Origin of the sequence: Pseudomonas floridensis, assembly GCF_002087235.1 — a bacterium.
GTDB lineage: Bacteria > Pseudomonadota > Gammaproteobacteria > Pseudomonadales > Pseudomonadaceae > Aquipseudomonas > Aquipseudomonas floridensis.
The window spans coordinates 14,920-38,262 of record NZ_MUIO01000038.1; the positions used below are offsets into that span (position 1 = coordinate 14,920).

Below are 23,343 nucleotides of genomic sequence, written 5' to 3' on the forward strand. Positions count from 1 at the left end.
GGTTCAGCGCCGCCGTGCCAATTCATGGCGGCTATAGGGATTGAACGTATCGCTACGTGAATAAATTAAAGCTGAGCGACTGCAGCGTTCAGCGCACGGCCGAAAATGTCGGCCACTTCGTCGATCTGCGCGGCAGTGATTACCAGAGGCGGCAGGAAGCGCACGACGCTGCCGTGCCGACCACCCAGCTCCAGGATCAGACCGCGCTTGAGGCATTCGCGCTGGATCAGCGGCGCCAGCCGTGCAAATACAGGTGGATGGCCCTGTGCGTCACGGGCACCGGCTGGATCGACCAGTTCGACGCCCAGCATCAGACCGCGCCCACGAATGTCGCCCAACTGCGGAAAATCGCGTTGCAGTTCGCGCAGGTGCGCAACCAGGCGTGCGCCCATCGCCGTGGCGTGTTCGCAGACGTTGTGTTCCTTGAGATAGCGTATCACCGCCGAACCGGCGGCCATCGCCATCTGGTTGCCTCGGAAAGTCCCGGCGTGAGCGCCTGGCAGCCAGGTGTCGAGCCATTGCCGATAGACCACCACCGCCAGCGGCAAACTGCCACCAATGGCTTTGGACATCACCACTACGTCAGGAATGATCCCGGCGTGTTCGAAGGCAAACATCTTGCCGGTGCGGGCGAAACCGCTCTGGATTTCGTCGACGATCAGCGCCACACCGGCGTTTTCCGTGATGCGGCGAACGCCACGCAGCCAGTCCAGATCAGCCGGAATCACCCCGCCCTCGCCCTGCACCACTTCAACGATGACCGCTGCAGGCAGTTGCACACCGGCTTCCGGATCGTTGAGCAGGTTTTCCAGGTAATGCAGATTGGCTTTCACACCCTGCGCACCGCCAAGCCCGAAGGGGCAGCGATAGTCGTAGGGATACGGCAGAAATTGCACGCCGGTGCTGAGCAGCGCGCCCAGCGGTTTTTTCGGCCCCAGGCTGCCCATCAGACTCAGCGCGCCCTGGCTCATGCCGTGGTAACCGCCCTGAAACGACAGCACTGTGCTGCGTCCGGTCGCGGTCCGCACCAGTTTCAACGCAGCTTCAACGGCATCGGTGCCAGTAGGGCCGCAGAACTGGATCCGTGCTTCTCGGGCCAGTTCTTCCGGCAACAGACCGAACAGGTCCTGTACGAATTGATCCTTGACCGGTGTGGTGAGGTCCAGTGTGTGCAGCGGCAGCTCATCGCTGATGACCTGCTGAATCGCCTCGATCACCACCGCGTGATTATGCCCCAGCGCCAGCGTACCGGCGCCCGCCAGACAGTCGATGAAACGTCGGCCTTCGACGTCCTCGACATGAATACCCTTGGCGCGCTTGAGGGCCAGGGGAATACGCCGTGGGTAGCTGCGGGCATTGGACTCCTGGCGACTCTGCCGCGCCAGCAAGGGCGACTCGTCGAACTGGTAGAGCGTCTCGACCGGAGCCGGGACAACCCGTGCCGGCTGATCATCGATGAACCTGGTAGCGACTGACATCTGTGCAACCCTCAATACGCTGTCTGATGAGCGAAACCGTTGAATGGCCCGAGTCGGCAGGCTGCCAGACCCAACGACCCAGACATTTATTCCTTCCCTTGAAAACGCGCCAGCAGCCTGCGGATTTACACCCGACAACAGGTTTTTCGTCCGCAACGCCGATGGCCCGACGGCAGGCTGATCAGAGCCCTTCCAGTTCCGCCATCAGGTCGGCCAGTCGGTCGAACTTCTGATCATCGACCTTCGGCCCGCCGAGGCTTTCCAGATGCTGCGCCAGCGCCTGCACGGTGTTGAACTCAAACATCGCCCGCAGCGGCACGTTACGCTGCAACTGCTTCTGCGCCCGCGTCACCACCTGTGTGGCGAGCAGCGAGTGACCGCCCAGTTCGAAGAAGTTGTCAGTGATGCCGACCCGCTCGACCTTCAGCACATCGGCCCAGATAGCGGCCAGCTGCTGTTCCATCTCGCTGCGCGGCGCGACGTAATCCTGCTGCGCCAGGCTCACCTCCGGTGCAGGCAGGGCCTTGCGGTCCAACTTGCCATTCGGAGTCAACGGCATCTGCGCAAGCAACACCAGGTGAGACGGCACCATGTAGTCCGGCAGGCTGGCCTTGAGCTGGTTTTTCAGGTCGTCGCGCAAGGCATCCGGGTCTTGCACGACACCGTTGGGCACCAGGTAGGCGGCCAGCACCTTGCCCAGCGGGCCGTCGATGTCCAACACCACCGATTCGCGAATCGCGGCATGTTCCTGCAGGCGGGTTTCGATCTCGCCCAGTTCGATGCGGTAGCCGCGAATCTTGACCTGATGATCGACCCGGCCGACGTACTCCAGCACACCATCGCGGCGACGGCGCGCCAGATCGCCGGTGCGGTACAGACGCTCGCCCGGCGCACCGAACGGGTTGGGCACGAACACCGGCACGGTACGCAGCGGATCGCCGACATAGCCACGACCGACGCCGGTGCCCGCGACACACAGCTCGCCGACGGCACCCAGCGGTACCAGCTCCAGCGTTTCGTCCAGTACGTACAAACGGTTGTTGTCGGTCGGCGAGCCGATCGGCAGGTAAGTGTTGCGCGTGGACGCTTCATCGACCTGGAAGAACGCGACGTCATCCGAGCATTCGGCCGGCCCGTAGGCATTGACCAGCCCGATATCGGGGTAGCGTTGCAGCCATTGGCTGGCCAGTTCCGGTGGCATGGCTTCGCCGGTCGGCAGCATCCAGCGCAGACCGTCGAGTGCCGCCTGCTCTTCAGCCAGCAGGCCGGTGATCAGCGACGGCACGCTTTCCAGCACGCTGATGCCCTGCGCACTCACATGCTCAAGCAGCGCCTGCGGATCGCGGGCGATGTCGTTGGGCACGATGTCGACCCGTGCGCCGAATAACGGTGCAGCGAGGAACTGCCAGACCGAAATGTCGAAGCTTTGCGAGGCGGTCTGGGCGATCACGTCCGTAGCGCTGAGTTTCAGATAAGGCACCTTGCTCAACTGGTTGTTGAGCATGCCGCGCTGCTCGACCATCACGCCTTTCGGCAGCCCGGTCGAGCCAGACGTGAAGATCACGTAGGCCAGATTGTCCGGCGCGCTGTGACGACCCGGATTGTGTTGCGCGGTTACCTGCTGCTGAACGGTTTCCCAGATCAGCAAACGCGGACGACTGGATTCAGGCAACGCGTCCAGCAACGCACTGCCCTGCTCCACACAGTGGGCGCTGCACACCAGAACCGGCGTACGACTCTGACCGATGATGCCGCTCAGGCGCGGATTCGGCAGTGCCGGATCCAATGGCAGGTAACCGGCACCGGCCTTGAAGCTGCCGATGATCATGCCCAGTAATTCAGGCCCGCGCTCGGCCAGCAGCGCAATCGGTTGGTCGAAGCCGACACCGGTCTCGATCAGCGCGTGACCGAGGCGATTACTGGCGCTGTTCAGTTCGGCGTAGCTGACCGCCTGATCGAGGCAGGTCACGGCGATACGCTCAGGGTGCTCGGCAACCTGTGCTTCGAACAGCTCGATGTAGCTGCGCTCCAGCGGATAGGCGCGTTCGCTCTGGTTGCAGCCGTCGAGCAGGAATTCACGTTCCCGTTCGCTGAGCAGCGCCAGTTCGGCCATGTCACCGTGGAAGCCTTCGACCAGCGCCAGCAGCAGGCGCTTGAATTCGCCGAGCATCCCCTGCACGGTCGATTCGTCGAAATAACGCTGATCGTAGGACAGGTGCAGGCCCAGGTCATCGCCGGGATAACAGACCGCTGTCAGCGGATAGTTGGTGTGCGTGCGGCCGGAATCGGAGGTCGCGTTCAGGCTTTGCGCACGGTCCAGCACCGACACTTCAACCGGCGCGTTCTCGAACACGAACAGGCTGTCGAACAGTGGCTGGCCCTTGGGCAGTTCGCTGTTTTCCTGAATGGTCACCAGGGGCAGGTATTCGTACTCGCGCAATTGCATGTTGCTGTCGAGCAACTGACTCAACCACTGACGCACGCTGCAGCGCTGATCGTCGCCCGGCATGCCGACGCGCAGGGCGATGGTGTTGATGAACAGACCGACCGTGCGCTGCATTTGCGGCAGCTCCACCGGACGCCCCGCCACCGTCACGCCGAACACTACGTCGCGATCGCCGCTCATGCGTCGCAGAGTCAGGGCCCATGCAGCCTGGGCGAAGGTGTTGACGGTCAACTGGTGCTGCTGCGCCAGTTCGCGCAACCGTGCGCCGTCCGCCACATCAAGCCGGGTGTAGCAATCGCCCACCACCATGCCGCCGCTGTCCCCGGCGTGTTCACGCAGAAACGGACGGTCACTCGGAATCGGCGTCGGCCGCTCGAAGCCCGCCAGGTTCTGCCGCCACCAGTCACGCGCCTGCGCCAGCCCGCGGCGCTGCAGCCAGCCAATGTAATCGCGATAGCGCGGAGCCGGAGCGAGTTGTGCATCCCGACCCTCGCCCAGCGCGGTGTAGATGTCGAAAAAATCATTCATGAGCAGCGAGCGGCACCAGGCATCGATAAGAATGTGGTGATTGCTCATCATGAACCAGTAGCGCGCCTCGCCCACGCGGATCAGGCGCAGGTGGAACGGTGGCTGACGCAGCAGATCGAAGCCGGCCTCGCGCTCGGACTTGAGCAAGGCCTGCAGACGTGGCTCCTGCCGGTCGCCCGGCACATCGCGCCAGTCCAGGTAATCGACCGGCGTGTTGCCCGGCTTGTGAATGACCTGCAGCATGGTTTCGCCAACGTCCCAGCAGAACGACGCACGCAGCGCTTCATGACGGGCGATGACCGCCTGCCAGGCATGCGCGAACCGTTGCGGATCCAGCGCACTGTCAATGCGGTAGCGGTCCTGCATGTAATACAGGCCGGTGCCCGGTTCCAGCAGGGTGTGCAGCAGCATGCCCTCCTGCATCGGGGTCAGCGGATAGACGTCTTCGATGTGGCTCGCCGGAACCGGCAACGCGTCCAGTTGCACCTGATCCAGTTCGGCCAGCGGGAAGTCAGACGGCGTCAGGCCGCCGCTGCCATCGGCAAGGCAATGCTCGATCAGGGCGTGCAGTTGCGCCAGGTAATCCTGCGCCAGCGCTTCGATGGCGCCCGGCTCGTAACGCTCGGCGCTGAAGGTCCAGCGCAGCACCAATTCACCGCCATACACCTGACCATCGATGCTCAGCTCGTTGGGCAGCGGGGCATGAGGATCATGGGCCACGCCTGCCGACTCTTCCAGCGGAAGGAACAGCGCGTCGCCGTCAAAACTCTGGTCGAACTGGCCCAGGTAGTTGAAGGTGACCGGTGCCGTCGGCAAGGCCTGCATCTCACCTCGTTTGCCTGCGCCGGCGAGGTAGCGCAGCACGCCGTAGCCCAGGCCTTTGTGCGGCACTTGACGCAACTGCTCTTTGATCGCCTTGATCGAATCGCCGGGTGTGGCGTGGTCGGCGGCGGGTGTCAGGCGCATCGGATAGGCGCTGGGAAACCAGCCCACGGTGCGGGTCAGATCAATGTCGTCAAACAGGGTTTCGCGGCCGTGGCCTTCGAGTTGAATCAGCGTCGAGGCCTGCCCGGTCCAGCGGCACATCACTAGCGCCAATGCGGTCAGCAGCAAGTCGTTGACCTGGGTCCGATAGGCGCTCGGCACCTGTTGCAGCAGTTGCCGGGTCCTGTTGGCATCCAATCGCACGCTGAGGGTACGGGCGTGACGATTCTGCTGACCGCCATGCGGGGTCTGGCACGGCAGCGTCGCGGACGGGCCGCTGAGCTGACGTTGCCACCATTGAAGCTCTTCACGCAACGACTCGCTGCCGGCATACGCCTGCAGGCGACTCGCCCAGTCCCGGAAGGCACTGGTCTTGGCCGGAAGCCGAACCGGCGCGGCTTCACCAAGCTGCCGGTAAGCGGTCTGCACATCATCGAGCAAGACACGCCACGACACACCATCGACCACCAGATGGTGAATGACCATCAGCAACCGTTGTCGGCCCTGCGGTCCGTCCACCAGCACGGCACGCAGCAGCGGACCGTGTTGCAGATTCAGACTGCGTTGGGCCTGCTCGAACAGAACGACACATTCGCTCAGGTCATCGACCTGCGCGTGCCGCAGTAAAGGCACTTGTTCGGCGGCGCGATGTTCGGCCGTCCAGCGACCTTCATGCTCCGTGAAGACCAGCCTCAATGCATCATGCTGTTCGAGCACGGCCTGTAGCGCGAGTTCCAACTGTTGAGCGCTCAAGGGCGCGACAGGCTCCAGAACCAGCGCCTGATTCCAGTGCTGACGTTGGGGAATCGGCATGTCGAAGAACCAGTGCTGAATCGGCGTGAAGCCCGATTCACCCGTTACCAGGCCCTGCTCGGCCTGAACCGACTCCTGGGTTGTCGCCACCGCAGCCAGTGTTTGTACGGTCTGGTGCTGAAACAGATCACGCGGGGTGAAAAAAATATTTGCCTGACGTGCCCGGCTGACCACCTGAATCGACAGGATCGAGTCGCCACCCAGCTCGAAGAAATTGTCGTTGAGGCCGACCTGCTGCACATTCAGCACCGCGCACCAGATCGCCGCCAGTTGCTGCTCCAGTTCACTGACGGGCGCCACGTAATGCTGACGATTGAGTTCAGGGTCCGGCGCGGGCAAGGCGCGACGATCCAGCTTGCCGTTGGCGGTCAGCGGCATGCCTGACAGCAGGATCAGGTGCGCGGGCACCATGTAATCCGGCAATTTAGCCTTGAGGTGCGCCTTGAGCGAGTCGCGCAGGCGCGCCTGCTGTTCGTCGCCCTGCCCGGCCACTTCACTGACGACATAACCCGCCAGTTGCTTGCCTGACGGGGTGTCCAGCGCCAGCACTACGGCTTCGCGAACCGCTTCGTGCTCCAGCAATCGGGTTTCGATTTCGCCCAGTTCGATGCGGAAGCCACGAATCTTCACTTGATGGTCGATCCGCCCCAGATACTCCACCTGCCCGTCCGCCCGCTGGCGTACCAGATCGCCGGTGCGGTACAGCCTTCCGCCCTGCCCGCTGAACGGATCCGCCACGAAGCGCTCGGCAGTCATGCCTGGACGCTGGTGATAACCCTGCGCCAGACCGGGCCCGCCGATGTACAGCTCGCCACTCGCGCCCTGCGGCACCAGCGCCAGATCCGCATCGAGGATGTAGGCCACCCGTGCGCCGACTACTCGACCGATCGGCACGCTGGCTTCGCCGTCGGGCAACTGCTGCGGCGCCAGACTGGCCAGTGGCATGACCACGGTTTCGGTCGGGCCATAGGCATTGAAAAACAGTTCGGGCTGGAACACCGCCCGGATGCGGTGCAGGTGCTCGCCGGTCAGCGCTTCGCCCCCGGTGATGCACATGCGCACCGGCAACGTCTGGTCCTGAGTCGCCAGCCATTGCGCCAACTGGCTGCCATAGCTGGGCGTGAAGCCGAGAATATTGACCTGTTGATCGCGGATCAGGCTGCAGATTTCTTCAGCATCCCACTGCCCTTGGGCACGCAATATCACGCGAGCCCCAGCGAGCAACGGCACCAGTAGCCGCTCAGTGGCGGCGTCGAAATTAATCGAATAGAAATGCAGTTCGCAGTCATCGGGCTGCATGTCGAAGCGACGGATCACCGCCTGACAATGCATGGCGATTTCGCCATGGCACACCACCACGCCCTTCGGCTTGCCGGTCGAGCCCGAGGTGTAGATCAGGTACGCCTGATGCTGCGGCAGGCTGATGAACGGCAACTCGCCTTCGGGACAAGATGCCAGCGCAGGCGAATCGTCTTCCAGGCACCAGCGCGCCACGCCCTCCGGCAGATCGCCAAGCGCCGCCAGCAGCGTACGGTCACCCAGCAACAGACCCACGCCACTGTCTTCGATCATGTATTGCAGACGTTCCAGCGGGTATTCCGGGTCCAGCGGCACGTAGGCGCCACCAGCCTTGAGAATCGCCAGCAGGCCGACCACCATTTCCAGCGAACGCTCCAGCGCCAGACCGACGCGCACCTGCGGACCTACACCCCGCTCGCGCAGCATCCAGGCCAGGCGATTGGCCCGGCTGTTCAGTTCACGGTAGCTCAGGGTCTCGCCGGCAAAGGTAAGTGCGGGCGCATCAGGACGCAGGCGCGCCTGTTCGGCAAACAGCTGATGAACGCACTGATCCAGACGTTGCACGCCCGCTTCGACGCCCAGGTTGTCGAGCAACGCCTGACGCTCGGCGTCCTGCAACAGCGGCAATTCGCTGAGGCGCTGCTGCGGATCGGCCAGCAGGGCTTGCAGCAGGTTCAGCCAGTGCCCGGCCATCCTGGCGATACGCGGCTCGTCGAACAGGTCGGTGCTGTAGGTCAGGCAGCAACCCAGACAATGGTCCAGCTCGGTCACTTCCAGGTTGAGGTCGAACTTGGTCGCGCGCGCATCGTTGACCAGATACTCGACGGTCATCCCGGCCAGCTCGCGACTTTGCTGGAACTCCCAGCGCTGCACGTTGCACATCACCTGAAACAGTGGGTTGTAGGCCGCGCTGCGCGGTGGCTGTAAGGCTTCGACCAGATGATCGAAGGGCAAGTCCTGGTGCGACTGACCTTCGATGACGGTGTGCCGCACCTGTTCGAACAACTGCGCCACGCTCATCTGCCCGTCGAGCTGCACACGCAGCACCTGGGTGTTGAGAAACGCGCCGATCAGGCCTTCGCTTTCCGGCCGGATCCGGTTGGCCACCGGCGCGCCAATGCGCAGGTCGGTCTGTCCACTGTAACGGTAGAGCAACACCGCCAGCGTGGCGGTCATGGTCATGAACAGGGTCAGGCCGTTCTGCGCGTTGAAGGCGCGCACTTTTGCGGCCAGACCGGACTCGAGATCGAAACGATACAGTTCGCCTTGATGACTCTGCACCGGCGGACGCGGCCGGTCGCCGGGCAACTCCAGCAACGGATGCTCGTTACCCAGCTGCGCGGTCCAGTAATCCAGTTGCCGCTGACGCTCGCCCGCCTCCATCCATTGGCGCTGCCAGACGCTGTAATCCAGATATTGCACCGCCAGCGGTTCCAGCGGCGACGGTTTGCCGTCGATGAACGCCTCGTAGAGCAGCCCCAGTTCGCGGGCGAATATGTCCATCGCCCAGCCTTCGGTGACGATGTGGTGCAAGGTCAGGACGAAGTAATGCTCCAGCTCGCCCGCCCGGACCAGACAGGCGCGCAGCAGCGGCCCGGTTTCCAGGTCAAACGGCTGATGCGCTTCGCTGTCGGCCAGAGCCTGAAGCCGTTGCTGGCGCTCGTCGGCGGGCAGTTCGCAGAGGTCCTGCCACTGCACTTGCAGGCCGGTCTGTTCGGACACCTTCTGACAGGCAATACCGTCAATACTCGGGAACGTCGTACGCAGGGTTTCATGGCGCATGATCAACGCCTGCAACGCCGCTTCGAACCGCTCGATGTCCAGCGTTCCTTTCAGACGCGCCATGCCGCCAACGTTGTAGGCCGGGCTGTCCGGTTCCATCTGCCAGAGGAACCACATGCGTTGCTGCGAATAGGACAACGGCACGGGCTGGCTGCGGTCGACACGAGCGATGGGTTGCAGGCTGCCGCGCACGCCGGAGGCCTGAATCCTTTCCACCTGTTCGGCGAAGGCACCCAGTTCACTGGCTTCGAACAGTGTGCGCAGCGGCAGGTCGATGTCGCACGCCTGGCGCACGCGGGAGATGATCTGAGTGGCCAGCAACGAGTGGCCGCCCAAGGCGAAGAAATCGTCACACAGGCCGACACGCGGCACGCCCAGCACTTCGCGCCAGATGCCTGCAATCTGCTTGTGCAATGCCGTTTGCGGCTCGACGTGTTCACGGGTCTGCCATTGCGGTTCGGGCAAGGCGCGGCGGTCGAGTTTGCCGCTAGGGCTCAGGGGCATGTTGTCCAGACGCACCAGTTGCGCGGGCACCATGTAATCCGGCAACTCCAGGCTGAGAGCGGACTTGACGCGCTCGCTCTGCAACGCTTCGCTTTCATGCGCCAGTGTCGAGGTGTAATAGCCAATCAGTTGCGCGCCGGCCACCGTGTCGCGAACCAGCACCGCCGCCTGCCCGATGCCCGGCTGAGCCAGCAGCCGCGCTTCGATTTCCTGCGGTTCGACCCGAAAACCACGCACCTTGACCTGCTGATCGAGACGCCCCAGGTATTCGAGCGCGCCATCCGCGGCCCAGCGTACGAGGTCGCCGGTGCGGTACAGGCGCTCGCCTGCCTCGCCCATCGGGTCGGCCACGAACCGCTCGGCGGTCAGCGCCGGGCGGTTCAGATAACCGCGTGCCAGACCGATGCCGCCAATGCACAACTCACCGGCTACGCCGTGCGGCACCTGGTTCAGTTCGCTGTCCAGCACCCGACACACCACGTTGCCCAGCGGACGGCCAATCGGCGAGCGCTCGCCATCCGCCACCTGGCAATGCCAGTGAGTGACGTTGATCGCGGTCTCGGTCGGACCGTAGCGGTTGTACAATTGCACATTCGGCAAGTGTTCCAGTACGCGGTTGCGCAACTCGCCGGACAGCGCTTCGCCCCCGGAGAACAGGCGACGCAGACTGGCGCATTGGCGGGTCAGCGGCTCGTCGATGAACAACTGCAACAACGGCGGCACGAAGTGCAGCGTAGTGACGCCGTATTCGGTGATCAGTTGCGCGATGCGATACGGATCGCGGTGTTCTCCGGGACCGGCCAGCAGCAAACGGCAACCGGTAATCAGCGGCCAGAAGCATTCCCACACCGACACGTCAAAGCTGATCGGTGCTTTCTGCATCAACACATCGGTGTCGTCCAGCGCATAGGTCGCCTGCATCCATTGCAGACGCTCGGCCAACGCCGCATGCGTGTTGCCGACGCCCTTGGGCTGCCCGGTGGAGCCGGAGGTGTAAATCACGTACGCGAGGTTATCGCCCTGCAAATGCAGACCCGGCGCACTGACCGGCCAGCTTTCCAGGTTCAGCGTGTCCATCGCCACGGTGCACACGCCTTCTGCGCTCGGCAGGTCGCCCAACAGATGGCTCTGGGTCAGCAGCAGACCGACACCGCTGTCTTCGAGCATGTAGGCCAGACGCTCGGTCGGGTAATCCGGGTCCAGTGGCACGTAAGCACCGCCAGCCTTGAGGATCGCCAACAGACCGATCAGCAATTGCGGCGAACGTTCGGCAGCGATCGCCACCTTGACGTCCGGCCCGACGCCCTTGTCGCGCAGGTAATGCGCCAGCCGGTTGGCCTGGCTGTGCAGACTGGCAAAATCGAGGCTGCCGCCGTCCCACAGCAAGGCGATACGCTCCGGGGTCTGCCGCACCTGCTGATTGAGCAGCTCCGGCAACCAGCGTTCGGCGGGCGTACAGGGTGCCTCGCTCCAGAGGGCCTGCCGAGACTGCTCGTCATCGCTGAGCAGTTGCAGATCACCCAGCGCAGTCTGTGGCTGCTGGCTGACCTGAGTCAGTAACCGCACGTAGTGCCTGGCCATGCGCACGATGGTGTCGCGTTCGAACAGTTCATCGGCATAGTCGAACGACAGGATCAGGCGACCGTTCTTGTCTTCTTCGCTGTGCAGTTGCAGGTCGAACTTGGCTTCGCGGCTGTGCCACGGCAACTCTTCGGCCAGCAAGCCCGGCAACCGGCGCAAGGCACTCAAATCGCGTTGCTGGTGGTTGAACATGACCTGAAACAAACCGTGTTCACGCGCCTGCGGGAAGGCTTCGACCAGTTGATCGAACGGCACGTCCTGATGCGCCTGCGCGTCGAGCGCCGTCTGGCGGGTCTGGGCCAGCAAAGTCGAGAACGGCTGGCGCGAATCGAGTCGGGCACGCAACACCAGGGTGTTGATGAAGAAGCCAATCATGCCTTGGGTTTCATGGCGCGGCCGGTTGGCGCCGGGCACACCGATGCGAAGATCGGTCTGACCGCTGTAGCGATGCAAAAGGGTCTGGAACCCGGCCAGCAACAGCATGAACGGTGTCGACTGCCATGCTTGCGCGGTGCTGCGCACGGCGGCGCTCAGTTCGGCACTCAGGCGCAGGCTGTAACGGTCGGCACTGTGCCGTTGGCGCGCCGAACGCGGATGATCGGGGGTCAGCGCCAGCACCGGCTGCTCGTCGCCCAACTGCCCTTTCCAGTACGCCAGTTGACGCTCGGCCTCGCCGCGGACCAGCCATTCACGCTGCCACTGGCCGTAGTCGGCATACCGCAGCGCCAAAGGTGCCAGTTCAAGTGATTGCCCTTGAACTGCGGCGGCGTAAAGACGCGAAAACTCGTCGATCAACACGTTCAGCGACCAGCCGTCGGCAACGATGTGATGCAGCGTCACCAACAGTTGATGTTCTTCGTCGTCCAGTTGCACCAGCGTCACGCGCAGCAACGGGCCGTTTTGCAGATCGAACGGCTGGCAGGCCTGCTCTTCGCGAATGGCCCGCGCACGTGCCTGACGCTCATCGCCAGACAGGCTGCTAAGGTCCAGCTCCTGTAGCTGAAAAGCGGTGGCCGGATCGATGCGTTGCAGCGCCACGCCGTCGTGTTCATAGAAGCGGGTACGCAGCGACTCATGGCGTTCGATCAGCCGCTGAAAACTGTCGCGCAACGCGGTGCGGTCCAGTTCGCCCCGCAGGTGCAGACCACCGGGAATGTTGTAGGCGCTGCTGCGCGGGTCCAGTTGCCAGACAAACCACAGGCGGTTCTGAGCCAGGGACTGCGGCAAATGCTCGTTGCCGGGCAGTCGCTCGATGGCGTTTTTTTCGTCGGGTAAGGTGCCTTGTCGGGCAGCGATCTGCAGTGCTTCGATCTGCGCAACGAACGCACCCAGTGTCGGCGCTTCGAACAGCAGGCGCAGACTCAGGTCGATGCCCAGCACCTCACGCAGCCTGGCCACGACCTGAGTCGCTGCAATCGAGTTGCCGCCAAGCAGGAAGAAGTGGTCATCCGCGCTGACCTGCTCCTGCTGCAAGTGTTCGCACCAGACGCTGGCAACTTTGGCCAGCAGTTCCGAACCGGTTGCGTGGACCGGCGCCGAATGGCTTGAAGTGCCTTGAGGAAACACGGCGTAGCTGTCCAGACTGCCATCGGCCAGACGCGTGCGGCAGGCCGAACGTTGCAGTTTGCCACTGGACGTCTTGGGCAATGCGCCGGGGTTGAGCAGCACGACCACGGAAGGCGCTTCCTGAAAAGCATCGGCCACGGCCTGACGAATAACATTGATCAGTGCCTCGGGGGGCAGGATTTTCTGCACGCTGCGACTGACTTCAGCCGCAATGCCGATGCCCTCACTGCCCGCTTGAGTCACCGCGAAGGCGGCGATGCGGCCTTTACGCACCACATCGACGTCACGTTCGACGACTTTTTCGATGTCCTGCGGGTACAGGTTGTGACCGCGCACGATCAGCATGTCCTTCAAACGCCCGGTGATGTACAGCTCGCCGTGGCGCTGAAATCCCAGGTCGCCAGTGCGCAGCCATGTCTGTCCGTCGTGCTCGACAAAGCTTTTGGCGGTCGCCTCGGGATTGCGCCAGTAACCATGGGCAATGCTCGGACCTGTCGCCCAGACTTCTCCTACAAAGTTTTCATCCAGTACGTGCATACCGTTCGGATCGACGATCAACACACCGTGCCCCGGCTGACCGGTGCCGCAACTCATCACCGGACTGCCCTCACCCAGTTCGACGACGTTGCGGGCCAGCGCGGTCTCGTCCAGGCGCAGCGATGGAATACCGTTACCGCGCTTGCCACCGGCGACATAGAGCGTGGCCTCGGCCAGCCCGTAGGACGCCATGAAGCTGTCGGGCGTAAAGCCGCAGCTGGCGAACTTCTCGGCGAATGCATCGAGGCTGTCCTGCCGGATCGGCTCGGAGCCGGAATAGGCCACGCGCCAGCGGCTCAGGTCCAGGCGCTCCACTGCCGAATCGCTGACCCGCGCGCTGCACAGTTGATACGCAAAGTCCGGCCCGCCGCTGATCGTGCCGCCGTATTCGCTGATCGCTTCCAGCCAGCGCAACGGCCGGGTCAGAAAGTACGCAGGCGCCATCAATACACAAGGCACGCCGCTGAAAATGGGTTGCAACAGGCCGCCGATCAGCCCCATGTCGTGGTACAGCGGCAACCAGCTGACGATCACATCGTCGGGATTGACGTCGATACCGAAGCCGTGACGGATCAGTTGTTCATTGGCAACCAGATTGCCGTGCGTGACTTGAACGCCTTTGGGCAAGGCGGTCGAACCGGAAGTGTATTGCAGAAAGGCGACGTCGTCGCTGCGCAAATCGGGCCCCTGCCAATCGTCGGCAAGCGCGCCGTCCAGCGTGTCCACGCAAAGCAATTGTGGTGCATCAACCGCGGCCAGTTCGTCCAGTTGCAGCAACGCGGCTTGCAGGTCGGAACCGGTCAGCACCACACGCGGCTCGGCGTCGATGATGATCGACAGCAGGCGCTCCTGATGATGACGGCGATTGGATTCCGGCGGATAGGCCGGCACCGCAATGACTCCGGCGTACAGGCAGCCGAAAAATGCCGCCACGTAGTCCGGCCCGCTATGAAACAGCAGAATCGCCCGGTCTCCGGGCTCGGCCTGACGTTGCAGCGCTGCGGCGATGGTGCGGGCGCGCAGGTCCAGATCACGGTAGGTCAGCACCAGGCCCTGGCTGTTTTCGTCGGAGAGAAAACGCAGCGCCAATCGGTCCGGCGTTTTCGCGGCGCGACGCTGGAGCGCCTGGGCCAGGGTGTCGGGGAGTTCAAACGCTTCCATGATCGGGTTCCTGCTAGGTTCGGCTTGCCAGATGGGGCTGGATTTCAAAAGAGCGCGCGTCGCTCATCGGCGACGCGTCAGGCGAGCGGCGGTCAGCCGGCTGCGCGGGTCGGATGTCGCATGGCGCTGTTGCGCCAGCGGGCCAGGTGCTGTTCGGCATAACGCCGCAAATGGCGAAGCAATTGGGATTGCTCATCGATCAGGTAGAAGTGATGACCTTCGAACATATCCAGCGAGAAGCCGGTGCTGGCCTCCTCCTGCCAGTCGAGCAGCTCCTCGACGCTGACACTGTCCTGCTTGCCGCCGAAGACATGGATCGGCATGTCCAGCGGCTCACGCTCGCCGTAGACGAAACTGCCGCACAGCAGAAAATCGGCACGCAGGATTGGCAGCATCAACTGCATGAGTTCTTCGTTAGCGATTACGTTTTCGCTGGTGCCCTTGAGCGTGCGCAGCCGGTCGATCAACTGCGCATCGGTCTTGGCAACCGCGTATTCACTTACATCGCGGCGCACCGGACCTGCCGTGGCGGACGTGAACAGGGCCAGCGGCGCAGGCAGACCACGAGCGCGCAGGGCGTGCGCCAGCTCGAACGCCAACAGCCCGCCCAGGCTGTGGCCGAACAACGCATAAGGCGTGTCCAGCTCAGCGGCGATCTCATCGGCCAGACGACTGGCCAACTGCACGATATCGGTCTGTAACGGCTCGTCCATGCGCATGCCCCGTCCCGGCAGTTCCAGCGGACGCACGCTCAACCAGTCCGGCAGTTTGCGCCGCCAGGGGCTGTAGAACATGGCGCTGGCACCGGAATACGGCAGGCAGAACAGCTTCATGCTTGCAGAACTGTTCATATCAGGACCGTCCGTCCATTGGATCCGGTGTAAAAGCCGTGATGCGCACGATCAAAACGCATGGTGTTCTCCTGATGTATTCCCTGGCCTGCGCCGTGGGCGGGCCTGTCATCAATGAGAACGGACGGCGCCTGGAAATAATTAGTCGCATCCTGCGTCCGCGCACGACCGCCGGGCGCACCTGCGAAGCTCGCACCCTTTAAGTGCGCTGATGCGCTTTCGCATTTGACAATAATTATCATTAAGACTAATTTATCGCCCCACGCGATGGTGCTGCTCATAAGGCGGCTCCCCTCCAATGACTTCGTAGCAAGGTGAATTCCATGACGGAACAAGTATTCACAAGCAAGTGCGACTCACCCCTGCTCCAGGCTTTCGTCGACAACTATCTGCTGCTGGTCAAGATCGCCGCACGCATCGTGGGTTGCCGGTCACGCGCTGAAGATGTGGTGCAGGACGCCTTCTTCAGGCTGCGCTCCGCCCCTCAAGTCACGCTGACGTTCAAGGCCCAGCTCAGCTACCTGTTTCAGATCGTGCGCAATCTGGCCATCGATCATTACCGCAAACAGGCGCTGGAGCAGAAATACACCGGGCCGGAGGCCGAGGGGCTGAACGTGGTGATTCAAGGCGCTTCGCCGGAAACGTCGCACATCAACTTCTCGAGCCTGGAGCGCATCGCCGACGCCCTGTCGGAATTGCCACCCAGAACCCGCTACGCGTTCGAGATGTATCGCCTGCACGGCGTGCCGCAGAAGGACATTGCCAAGGAGTTGGGCGTCTCGCCGACGCTGGTCAACTTCATGATCCGCGACGCGCTGATTCACTGCCGCAAGGTCAACGGTGTCAGAAACGAACCCTGAGCGTTGCCAGAACGAAAAAACCGGAGCTCAGGCTCCGGTTTTTGGTTGTGCGCAGAGCCAGTCGATCAGCGACTGACCTGGTACTCGGGCTGCACTTCCGGCATGGCCGAAGAGTGGTGATTCAGGATCTTCCACTCATTGCCGATGCGGTGATACAAGAAGGTGTAGCGCGCCTGGACCTTGCTCTGCTTGCCGTCTGCCGACGTCAGCGTGAAGGTGTAGACGCCACTGTCCACGGCGGCATCCGGACCCAGGCGACGAATCTCCCGGTAGTTGATTTCACCGGCTGGCTTGAGCGCCAGGAAGTGATCGAAGTAGTCCTTGATCTCGGCCGGGGTGGCTCGCACCTTGTTCGAGACCGTCGGCTGCAATACCGCATCCTTCGTGTAGAGAGAAACCACGGTCTGCGCGTTACCGGTCTGCAGTGCCTTGTTCCAGCGGTCGAACAGGCCTGCAATTTCCTTGTCATTCACGTTGCTTGGCTGCTCGGCCACCATGCGGTAGGTGTAACCGCCCGCCGGTTCGGCAGCGGCGTGTACCATCGGGGCACTTACAGCAAGGAACAGGGCCAGGGCGGTCAATTTCACTTTCATTGCAACTCTCCTACGGGATGATCTGTTCAGGGATTCAGTGGATGCCAATTTGCCCTGTTGCCCGCTTTACCCCATCGGCCGAACGGGGTTATTTCACTATGCCAACCGGCAGATAGGCGCTGCATCGCCAGACGCGCTTTAATAGCGCTACTCAAGGTGTGCTCGCGCGCGCATCATTTCCCGCTGGAGCTCTCCTCATGCAAAGCCCTCCACATGACCCCGCAAGTGCCCTGGCCATCCGCACCCAGTATCGGCAGTCGCAAAGCCGCGCCGCCCGCCTGCGGCTGCTGGTGGACACCGGCCAGGAACTGACTCAGTTGCCGCCCGAGGCCATGCGTCAGCGCGTGCTGCAACGGGCCTGCGCTTTCGTGGCCATGGATCACGGCCTGTTACTGGAGTGGAACAGCGACAACGTGGTCGTGATTACCGCCAGCCATGGCAGCAAGGAACGTCTGAACTCGCTGAACAAGGCGGCCGACGCTCTGGCGACCGGCCCGCAATGGCTTGACTGCCCGGACGCCCGACTGCCCAGCATTCTGATGCTGCCGCTGCGCGGTGCCGACGACGGCGCGTTTGGCATGTTGCTGCTGGCCAACAGCGTTGGCATCAATGCACCGGACAACGAAGACATCGAGTCCCTGCAACTGCTGGCGACCCTGCTGGCGGCGCACCTTGAGAACAACCGCCTGCTCGAAGCGCTGGTGGCCCGGGAACGGACCATGTCCGAGCTGGTGCATCAACTGTTCACCGCTCAGGAAGATGAACGCAAACGCATGGCCTACGACCTGCATGACGGACTGGCTCAGACCCTCGCCGGTCTGCACCAGCGTCTACAGGGTTTTGCGGGACGTTGTCCGCAACTGCCAGACCCCATGAGCGCCGACTTGCAGGCCATTCTCACCCTCGCCCAGCACTGCGTTGGCGAAGGCCGACAACTGATCAGCGGGTTGCGGCCCACCGTGCTGGACGATTTCGGCCTGCTTCAGGCCGTCGACAAGGAAGCCGACCGCTTGCGCGAAGCCGGAATCGCCGTGCACTGGAGTTCGCGCTCGATGGTCCGCCTGCCCAGCCACCTGGAGATCGGCCTGTTTCGTATTGCCCAGGAAGGGATCAACAACGTGCTCAAGCACTCGGACGCCGGCAGCGTGCAATTGGCCCTGGAAATCAGTGACAGCGCGGTTTCACTGCTGCTGGAGGACAATGGCCGGGGTTTTGTGACCGACGCTCGCTCCGATGGCAACGGCGTTCAGAAACTGGGGCTGGTGGCGATGCAGGAACGTGCCAGCCTGATGGGCGGCCGCATGACCTGCATCAGCCGTCCCGACAGCGGTACACGACTGCGCGCCACCATCCCTTTCACTGCTGACAAGGCAAGCAAATGACTGACACCCTGCGACTGGTTCTGGCTGACGATCATGAAGTGACCCGCACCGGATTCGTCTCGCTGCTGGCGGGCCATCCGGAATTCGAGGTGGTGGGCCAGGCCGCCAACGGTCAACAGGCCGTGGAGCTTTGCCAGGAACTGCAGCCGGACATCGCGATTCTCGATATCCGCATGCCGGTGCTCAACGGACTGGGCGCGGCACGAATTCTCCAGCAACGCATGCCGAATCTCAAAGTGGTGATCTTCACCATGGACGACAGCACCGATCACCTGGAAGCGGCCATCAGCGCTGGTGCCGTGGGCTATCTGCTCAAGGACGCCAGTCGCGACGAAGTGATTGCCAGCCTGCAACGCGTGGCGCGCGGTGAAGAAGCGCTCAACAGCGCCGTCAGCGCTCGTCTGCTGCGGCGCATGACTGAACGCAACACCAGCGGCGCGGCCCTGCCCGAAGCCCTGACGCCCCGCGAGCGGCAGGTGCTGGGGTTGGTCGCCGGTGGTTTCAGCAACCGGGAAATTGGCGAAAAACTCGGCATCACGACCGGCACCGCCAAAGCGCACGTGGAAAAAGTCATCGGCAAACTCGGCGCATCGGACCGTACCCAGGCCGCCGTGCGTGGCGTGGCACTGGGCCTTGTGACTCAGGCTCCGGGCGATTGGCGATGAGCGAGCTGTCCACCAGTCGCTGGCAGGACCTTCCGCTGCGCGGCAAAGCATTGCTGGCGATCTCCATGCCGCTGGTGGTGCTGATGTTCTCGCTGCTGTTGATCTACAACGCCGAGCGCCAGACCGCCCGCGCCGAAGAGGATGTACGTCGCGTCCTGCTGGTGCAGGGCGATATCCAGACCGTGCACACGCAGATTGCTGAAGCGGCCGCCAGCGTGCGCGGCTACCTTCTGACCCGTCAGGCCGATTTCCTGCCCGGTTACCTGAATGCCCAGCCGCTGATCGACGCGGCGCTGGCGCGGCTCGACGCCAACATTCAGGACGAGCAGATGCGCCGCTACCTGATGTCGATCGAGCCGCTGATTCACGCCAAGTCGGACGGTCTGGCGAAACTGCAGGCGCTCAGCCTGCAGTCACCGGAGAGCGTCACGCGAATCCTGGTCGAGAACAAATACGTGCTCGATCAATTGCGCGAACGCATCAGCATCATGCGCGAGCGCGAAGACACTTTGCTCGCCGAACGCACTGCAGCAGCAGCGGCCACGCGTGAAGGGCTGTTGTTCTCGACGCTTCTGGCCGCGGCCTGCGGACTGATCGGTGCGGTACTGGCCGTGTTAATGCTGTCTCGCGGCATCGTCACGCGCGTGCAGCAGGTGCAGCGTAACGCCCAGCGCCTGGCGCTCGGCCATCCGCTGCTGCCGCAGCCGCCCGAGAAGGACGAAATCGGTCAGTTGAGCACCCGACTGGTCGAAGCCGGGCAACTGCTGGCCGAACGCGAGCGCGCCTTGCGCGACAACGAAGAACGCCTGCGGCTGATCATCGAAGGCGTGAAGGACTACGGCATTTTCGCACTGGACAAGCACGGCTACATCACCACCTGGAACGCGGGCGCCGAGCGCATCAAGGGCTACACCGAGCAGGAAATCATCGGTCAGCATTTTTCGGTGTTCTACCAGCCGCAGGAATGCCCGCAGCACCCGGACATGGCGCTGCATGAAGCCACCGTCGAAGGGCATTACATGGAAGAAGGCTGGCGCTGTCGCAAGGATGGCAGCCGCTTCTGGGCCAGCGTGGTGATTACTGCGCAGTACGATGGCAATGGCGAGCTGCGCGGCTTTTCCAAGATCACCCGCGACATCACCGACCGACGTGCCGCCGAGATTGCCTTGGGCACGGCACGTGAAGAAGCTGAACGCGCCAGCCGGGCGAAAAGCGAGTTTCTCTCACGCATGAGCCATGAACTGCGCACGCCACTGAATTCCATTCTGGGATTTGCCCAGTTACTGGACATGGACTCGACCGCTAGCCAGAGGCCGCAGGTCGGGCACATTCTGCGGGCCGGTCAGCATTTGCTGAAACTGATCAACGAAGTGCTCGACATCGCCCGGATCGAAGCCGGACACCTGTCTCTAAGCCTGGAACCGGTCTCCCTGTCGGCGGTGCTGCAGGAAACGCTGGTGCTGGTTTCACCGATGGCGGCCGACGGCGGCATCCGGCTCGTCGAACTGCCGAGCATGCCTGACGAGCTTGGCGTGATCGCTGACCGTCAACGGCTGATTCAGGTGCTGCTGAACCTGCTGTCCAACGCCATCAAATACAACCGGCCCGACGGTCAGGTGAACATCGAAATCGAGCAGGTGGGCGAACAGATTGCCGTGACGGTCGTGGACACCGGCCACGGGATCGATGCGGACCGCATCGATCAATTGTTCAAACCCTTCGAGCGTCTGGGCGCCGATCCGAATGTCGAAGGCACCGGGCTGGGCCTGGCACTGAGCAAAAGCATGCTTGAGATGATGCAGGGTCAGTTGTCCGTGCAGAGTACGCCCGGAAGGGGCAGCCGCTTCACGCTGCAACTGCCGCGGGTACAGGTCCAGGCACTGCCTGCACCCGCACCGCGCCCGATCGAACTGCTGCCTGCCGTCCAGCGCCCTGCCCGCCCGGATTATCACGGTAAAGTGCTGTGCATCGAAGACAACCTGTCGAGCATGGCCCTGATCGAAACCCTGCTGCAACGCAGGCCCGGCATTCAGTTACTGTCCAGCATGCAGGGCCAGTTGGGCCTGGATCTAGCCCGACAGCACGCCCCGCAATTGATTTTGCTGGACCTGAATCTGCCGGACCTCAAGGGGCTGGAAGTCCTGCAACGGTTGCGACGTCTGCCAGCCACCGCCAGTACACCCATTCTGATGATCACTGCGGACGCCAGCGATACCGTGCGTCGAGCATTGCAAGAAGCGGGCGCGACGGCCATTCTGACCAAACCCATCCAGGTCCCCGCCTTTCTCGCTTATCTGGATCAATACTTACCGGAGCCAACATGACCGGAGACTTTCGCATCCTGATCATCGATGATCAGCGTCCCAACCTGGAGTTGATGGAGCAACTGCTCGCCCGCGAAGGGCTGACCAACGTGCTGAGCAGCACCGAGCCGTTGCGTACGCTGGACCTGTTCAACAGCTTCGAGCCGGACCTTGTGGTGCTCGACCTGCATATGCCCGAGTTCGACGGCTTTGCCGTGCTGGAGCAATTGGGTCGTCGCATTCCAGCCAACGATTACGTGCCGATCATGGTCCTGACCGCCGATGCGACACGCGATACTCGTCTGCGGGCCCTGGCGCTGGGTGCACGCGACTTCATCAGCAAACCGCTGGATGCGCTGGAAACCATGTTGCGAATCTGGAACCTGCTGGAGACGCGGGCGCTGTACAAGACCCTGCGCAAGCTGGTGCCGCCAGAGCATATCGAACTGCTGCGCCAGCCACGTTCGCTGGCACAGCAATGAGCGATTGCGTCACTTGATGAGCGTTACCGGCACCGACGCTTCATGAATAACGCGGGTAGCCACCGAGCCCAGTAACAGGCCGGTCACGCTGCCCAGCCCCCTGGTGCCCATGACCACCGCATCGCAGCCCAGGCGCTGCACCTGCGCTTCGACCTGCTCGGCAACATTGCCCAGGTCAACGTGGGCCTGAAAGCGCGTGCCGGCCGCTGTCAGCAGTTCGATCGCGTCGTCCAGCACCCGCTTGCCTTCGTTATTCAACCCCGCCTTCACACCTTCAATCATGTCCGGCGCCAGGTAATCGCTGTAATCGATCGGGCTGGACTGCACATTCAACAGGTGCACCTCAAGCGGCTTCTTGAGATCGGCAGACAGCTCAATGACATATCCGAGGGCCCGCATGGCGTGCTCGGAACCGTCGAAAGGAACCAGAACTTTATGCATGACAGCTTTCCTTGTTGGGTTATGCCGTCAACATATCCCGAGCCACGCGGCGCAGCCACTGGAAAGAATGCTTCTTTTGATCCAGAGCAGACGAGTGACGTCTGAAGCGACAAACGTACTCCTTTCCTTCGAACGAAGTGCGATCAACGGCCCTCAAGAAAAGCCGCCGCCTGATCCAGCAACAGCAACGGGTTTTCATGTTTGTGGATATCGACTGACAGTAACTGCCGAAAACGCCGGGCGCCCGGAAAGCCCTGCGCCAGCCCGAGTACATGCCGGGTGATGTGATGCATATTCCCGCCATTGGCAAGATGCGCCTCGATGTAGGGCCGCAACGCTTCCAGAGCCTCGGCCCGGCTGATCACCGGTGCGGCACTGTCGAATAACTGCTGATCGACTTGCGCCAGCAGATACGGGTTGTGATACGCCTCACGCCCAAGCATCACACCGTCAAAGGTCTGGAGGTGCTCGTGGCAGTCTTCCAGCGTCTTGATGCCGCCATTGAGGACGATCTCGAGCTGCGGAAAATCTTTCTTCAATTGCGCGACCACGTCATAACGCAATGGCGGAATATCCCGATTTTCCTTTGGCGACAGACCTTCAAGAATCGCGATTCGCGCATGCACTGTAAAACTCTCACAACCCGCCTCATGCACCTTGCCAACGAAATCACAGAGCTGCTCGTAACTGTCACGCCCGTTGATCCCGATACGGTGCTTGACCGTCACGGGAATACTGACTGCATCGCGCATGGCCTTCACGCAATCCGCCACCATCTCCGGATGCCCCATCAGGCATGCACCAATCATGTTGTTCTGCACCCGATCACTCGGGCAGCCGACATTCAGATTGACCTCGTCATACCCCACCCCTTCCGCCATCCGCGCACACGCCGCCAGATCCGCTGCCGTACTGCCGCCCAGTTGCAGCGCCAGCGGATGCTCGGTTTCGTCATGCAGCAGAAAACGAGCGCTGTCGCCATGCAGCAAGGCACCGGTCGTAACCATTTCGGTGTACAACAGCGCATGTTTGGAGAGCAGGCGCAGGAAGTACCGGCAGTGGTGGTCTGTCCAATCCATCATCGGCG

12 protein-coding genes are annotated in these 23,343 nt (G+C 62.5%); 5 read left to right on the plus strand and 7 right to left on the minus strand.

All coding sequences use genetic code 11. The annotated features are described in order from the left end of the window. Window positions 1-65: 65 nt before the first annotated feature. The 4 genes from BZK31_RS11425 to BZK31_RS11440 form a co-directional block, all read right to left on the minus strand. On the minus strand, window positions 66-1,478 hold the full coding sequence (locus BZK31_RS11425; protein ID WP_083182760.1) for an aspartate aminotransferase family protein: 1,413 nt from the start codon (window positions 1,476-1,478) through the stop codon (window positions 66-68). Window positions 1,479-1,659: 181 nt separating this feature from the next. Then, window positions 1,660-14,679, minus strand: coding sequence for a non-ribosomal peptide synthetase (locus tag BZK31_RS11430; RefSeq protein ID WP_083182761.1), 13,020 nt, complete (start codon window positions 14,677-14,679; stop codon window positions 1,660-1,662). A gap of 92 nt (window positions 14,680-14,771) precedes the next feature. Then, window positions 14,772-15,530: a thioesterase II family protein gene (locus tag BZK31_RS11435; protein WP_083182762.1), complete on the minus strand. Its 759-nt coding sequence runs from the start codon at window positions 15,528-15,530 to the stop codon at window positions 14,772-14,774. Next, window positions 15,527-15,811 (minus strand): hypothetical protein, encoded by a 285-nt coding sequence (locus tag BZK31_RS11440; RefSeq protein ID WP_083182763.1) that lies wholly within the window; start codon window positions 15,809-15,811, stop codon window positions 15,527-15,529. Before BZK31_RS11440 ends, BZK31_RS11435 begins: the two co-directional genes overlap by 4 nt. A 42-nt stretch (window positions 15,812-15,853) precedes the next feature. On the opposite strand from BZK31_RS11440, the gene BZK31_RS11445 reads away from it, so the two are divergent. Then, a complete protein-coding gene (locus tag BZK31_RS11445) occupies window positions 15,854-16,390 on the plus strand; it encodes an RNA polymerase factor sigma-70 (RefSeq protein WP_083182764.1) in 537 nt (178 codons plus the stop codon). 65 nt (window positions 16,391-16,455) lie between these two features. Here the strand turns inward: BZK31_RS11445 and BZK31_RS11450 are convergent, their stop codons facing one another. Further along, window positions 16,456-16,983 (minus strand): SgcJ/EcaC family oxidoreductase, encoded by a 528-nt coding sequence (locus tag BZK31_RS11450; RefSeq protein WP_083182765.1) that lies wholly within the window; start codon window positions 16,981-16,983, stop codon window positions 16,456-16,458. A 197-nt stretch (window positions 16,984-17,180) separates the two neighbouring features. Here BZK31_RS11450 and BZK31_RS11455 point away from each other — a divergent pair, with 197 nt between their 5' ends. The 4 genes from BZK31_RS11455 to BZK31_RS11470 are packed head-to-tail and all read left to right on the plus strand — an operon-like array spanning window position 17,181 to window position 21,815. After that, window positions 17,181-18,365: a sensor histidine kinase gene (locus BZK31_RS11455; RefSeq protein WP_083182766.1), complete on the plus strand. Its 1,185-nt coding sequence runs from the start codon at window positions 17,181-17,183 to the stop codon at window positions 18,363-18,365. Further along, the gene (locus BZK31_RS11460) at window positions 18,362-19,030 is read left to right on the plus strand and encodes a response regulator (RefSeq protein ID WP_083182767.1); all 669 of its coding nucleotides are present in this window, start codon (window positions 18,362-18,364) and stop codon (window positions 19,028-19,030) included. Before BZK31_RS11455 ends, BZK31_RS11460 begins: the two co-directional genes overlap by 4 nt. Next, window positions 19,027-21,354 (plus strand): ATP-binding protein, encoded by a 2,328-nt coding sequence (locus tag BZK31_RS11465; RefSeq protein ID WP_083182768.1) that lies wholly within the window; start codon window positions 19,027-19,029, stop codon window positions 21,352-21,354. Before BZK31_RS11460 ends, BZK31_RS11465 begins: the two co-directional genes overlap by 4 nt. Then, complete coding sequence (locus BZK31_RS11470; RefSeq protein ID WP_083182769.1) at window positions 21,351-21,815, plus strand: response regulator; 465 nt, start codon at window positions 21,351-21,353, stop codon at window positions 21,813-21,815. The genes BZK31_RS11465 and BZK31_RS11470 overlap by 4 nt, the downstream gene beginning before the upstream one ends. A 9-nt stretch (window positions 21,816-21,824) precedes the next feature. Here BZK31_RS11470 and BZK31_RS11475 read toward each other — a convergent pair whose 3' ends face one another. Both BZK31_RS11475 and dusA read right to left on the minus strand, forming a co-directional pair. After that, on the minus strand, window positions 21,825-22,256 hold the full coding sequence (locus tag BZK31_RS11475; RefSeq protein ID WP_083182770.1) for a universal stress protein: 432 nt from the start codon (window positions 22,254-22,256) through the stop codon (window positions 21,825-21,827). 143 nt (window positions 22,257-22,399) lie between these two features. Continuing rightward, window positions 22,400-23,343: tRNA dihydrouridine(20/20a) synthase DusA (gene dusA / locus BZK31_RS11480; RefSeq protein WP_083182771.1), on the minus strand; the 944-nt coding region annotated here is incomplete at its 5' end.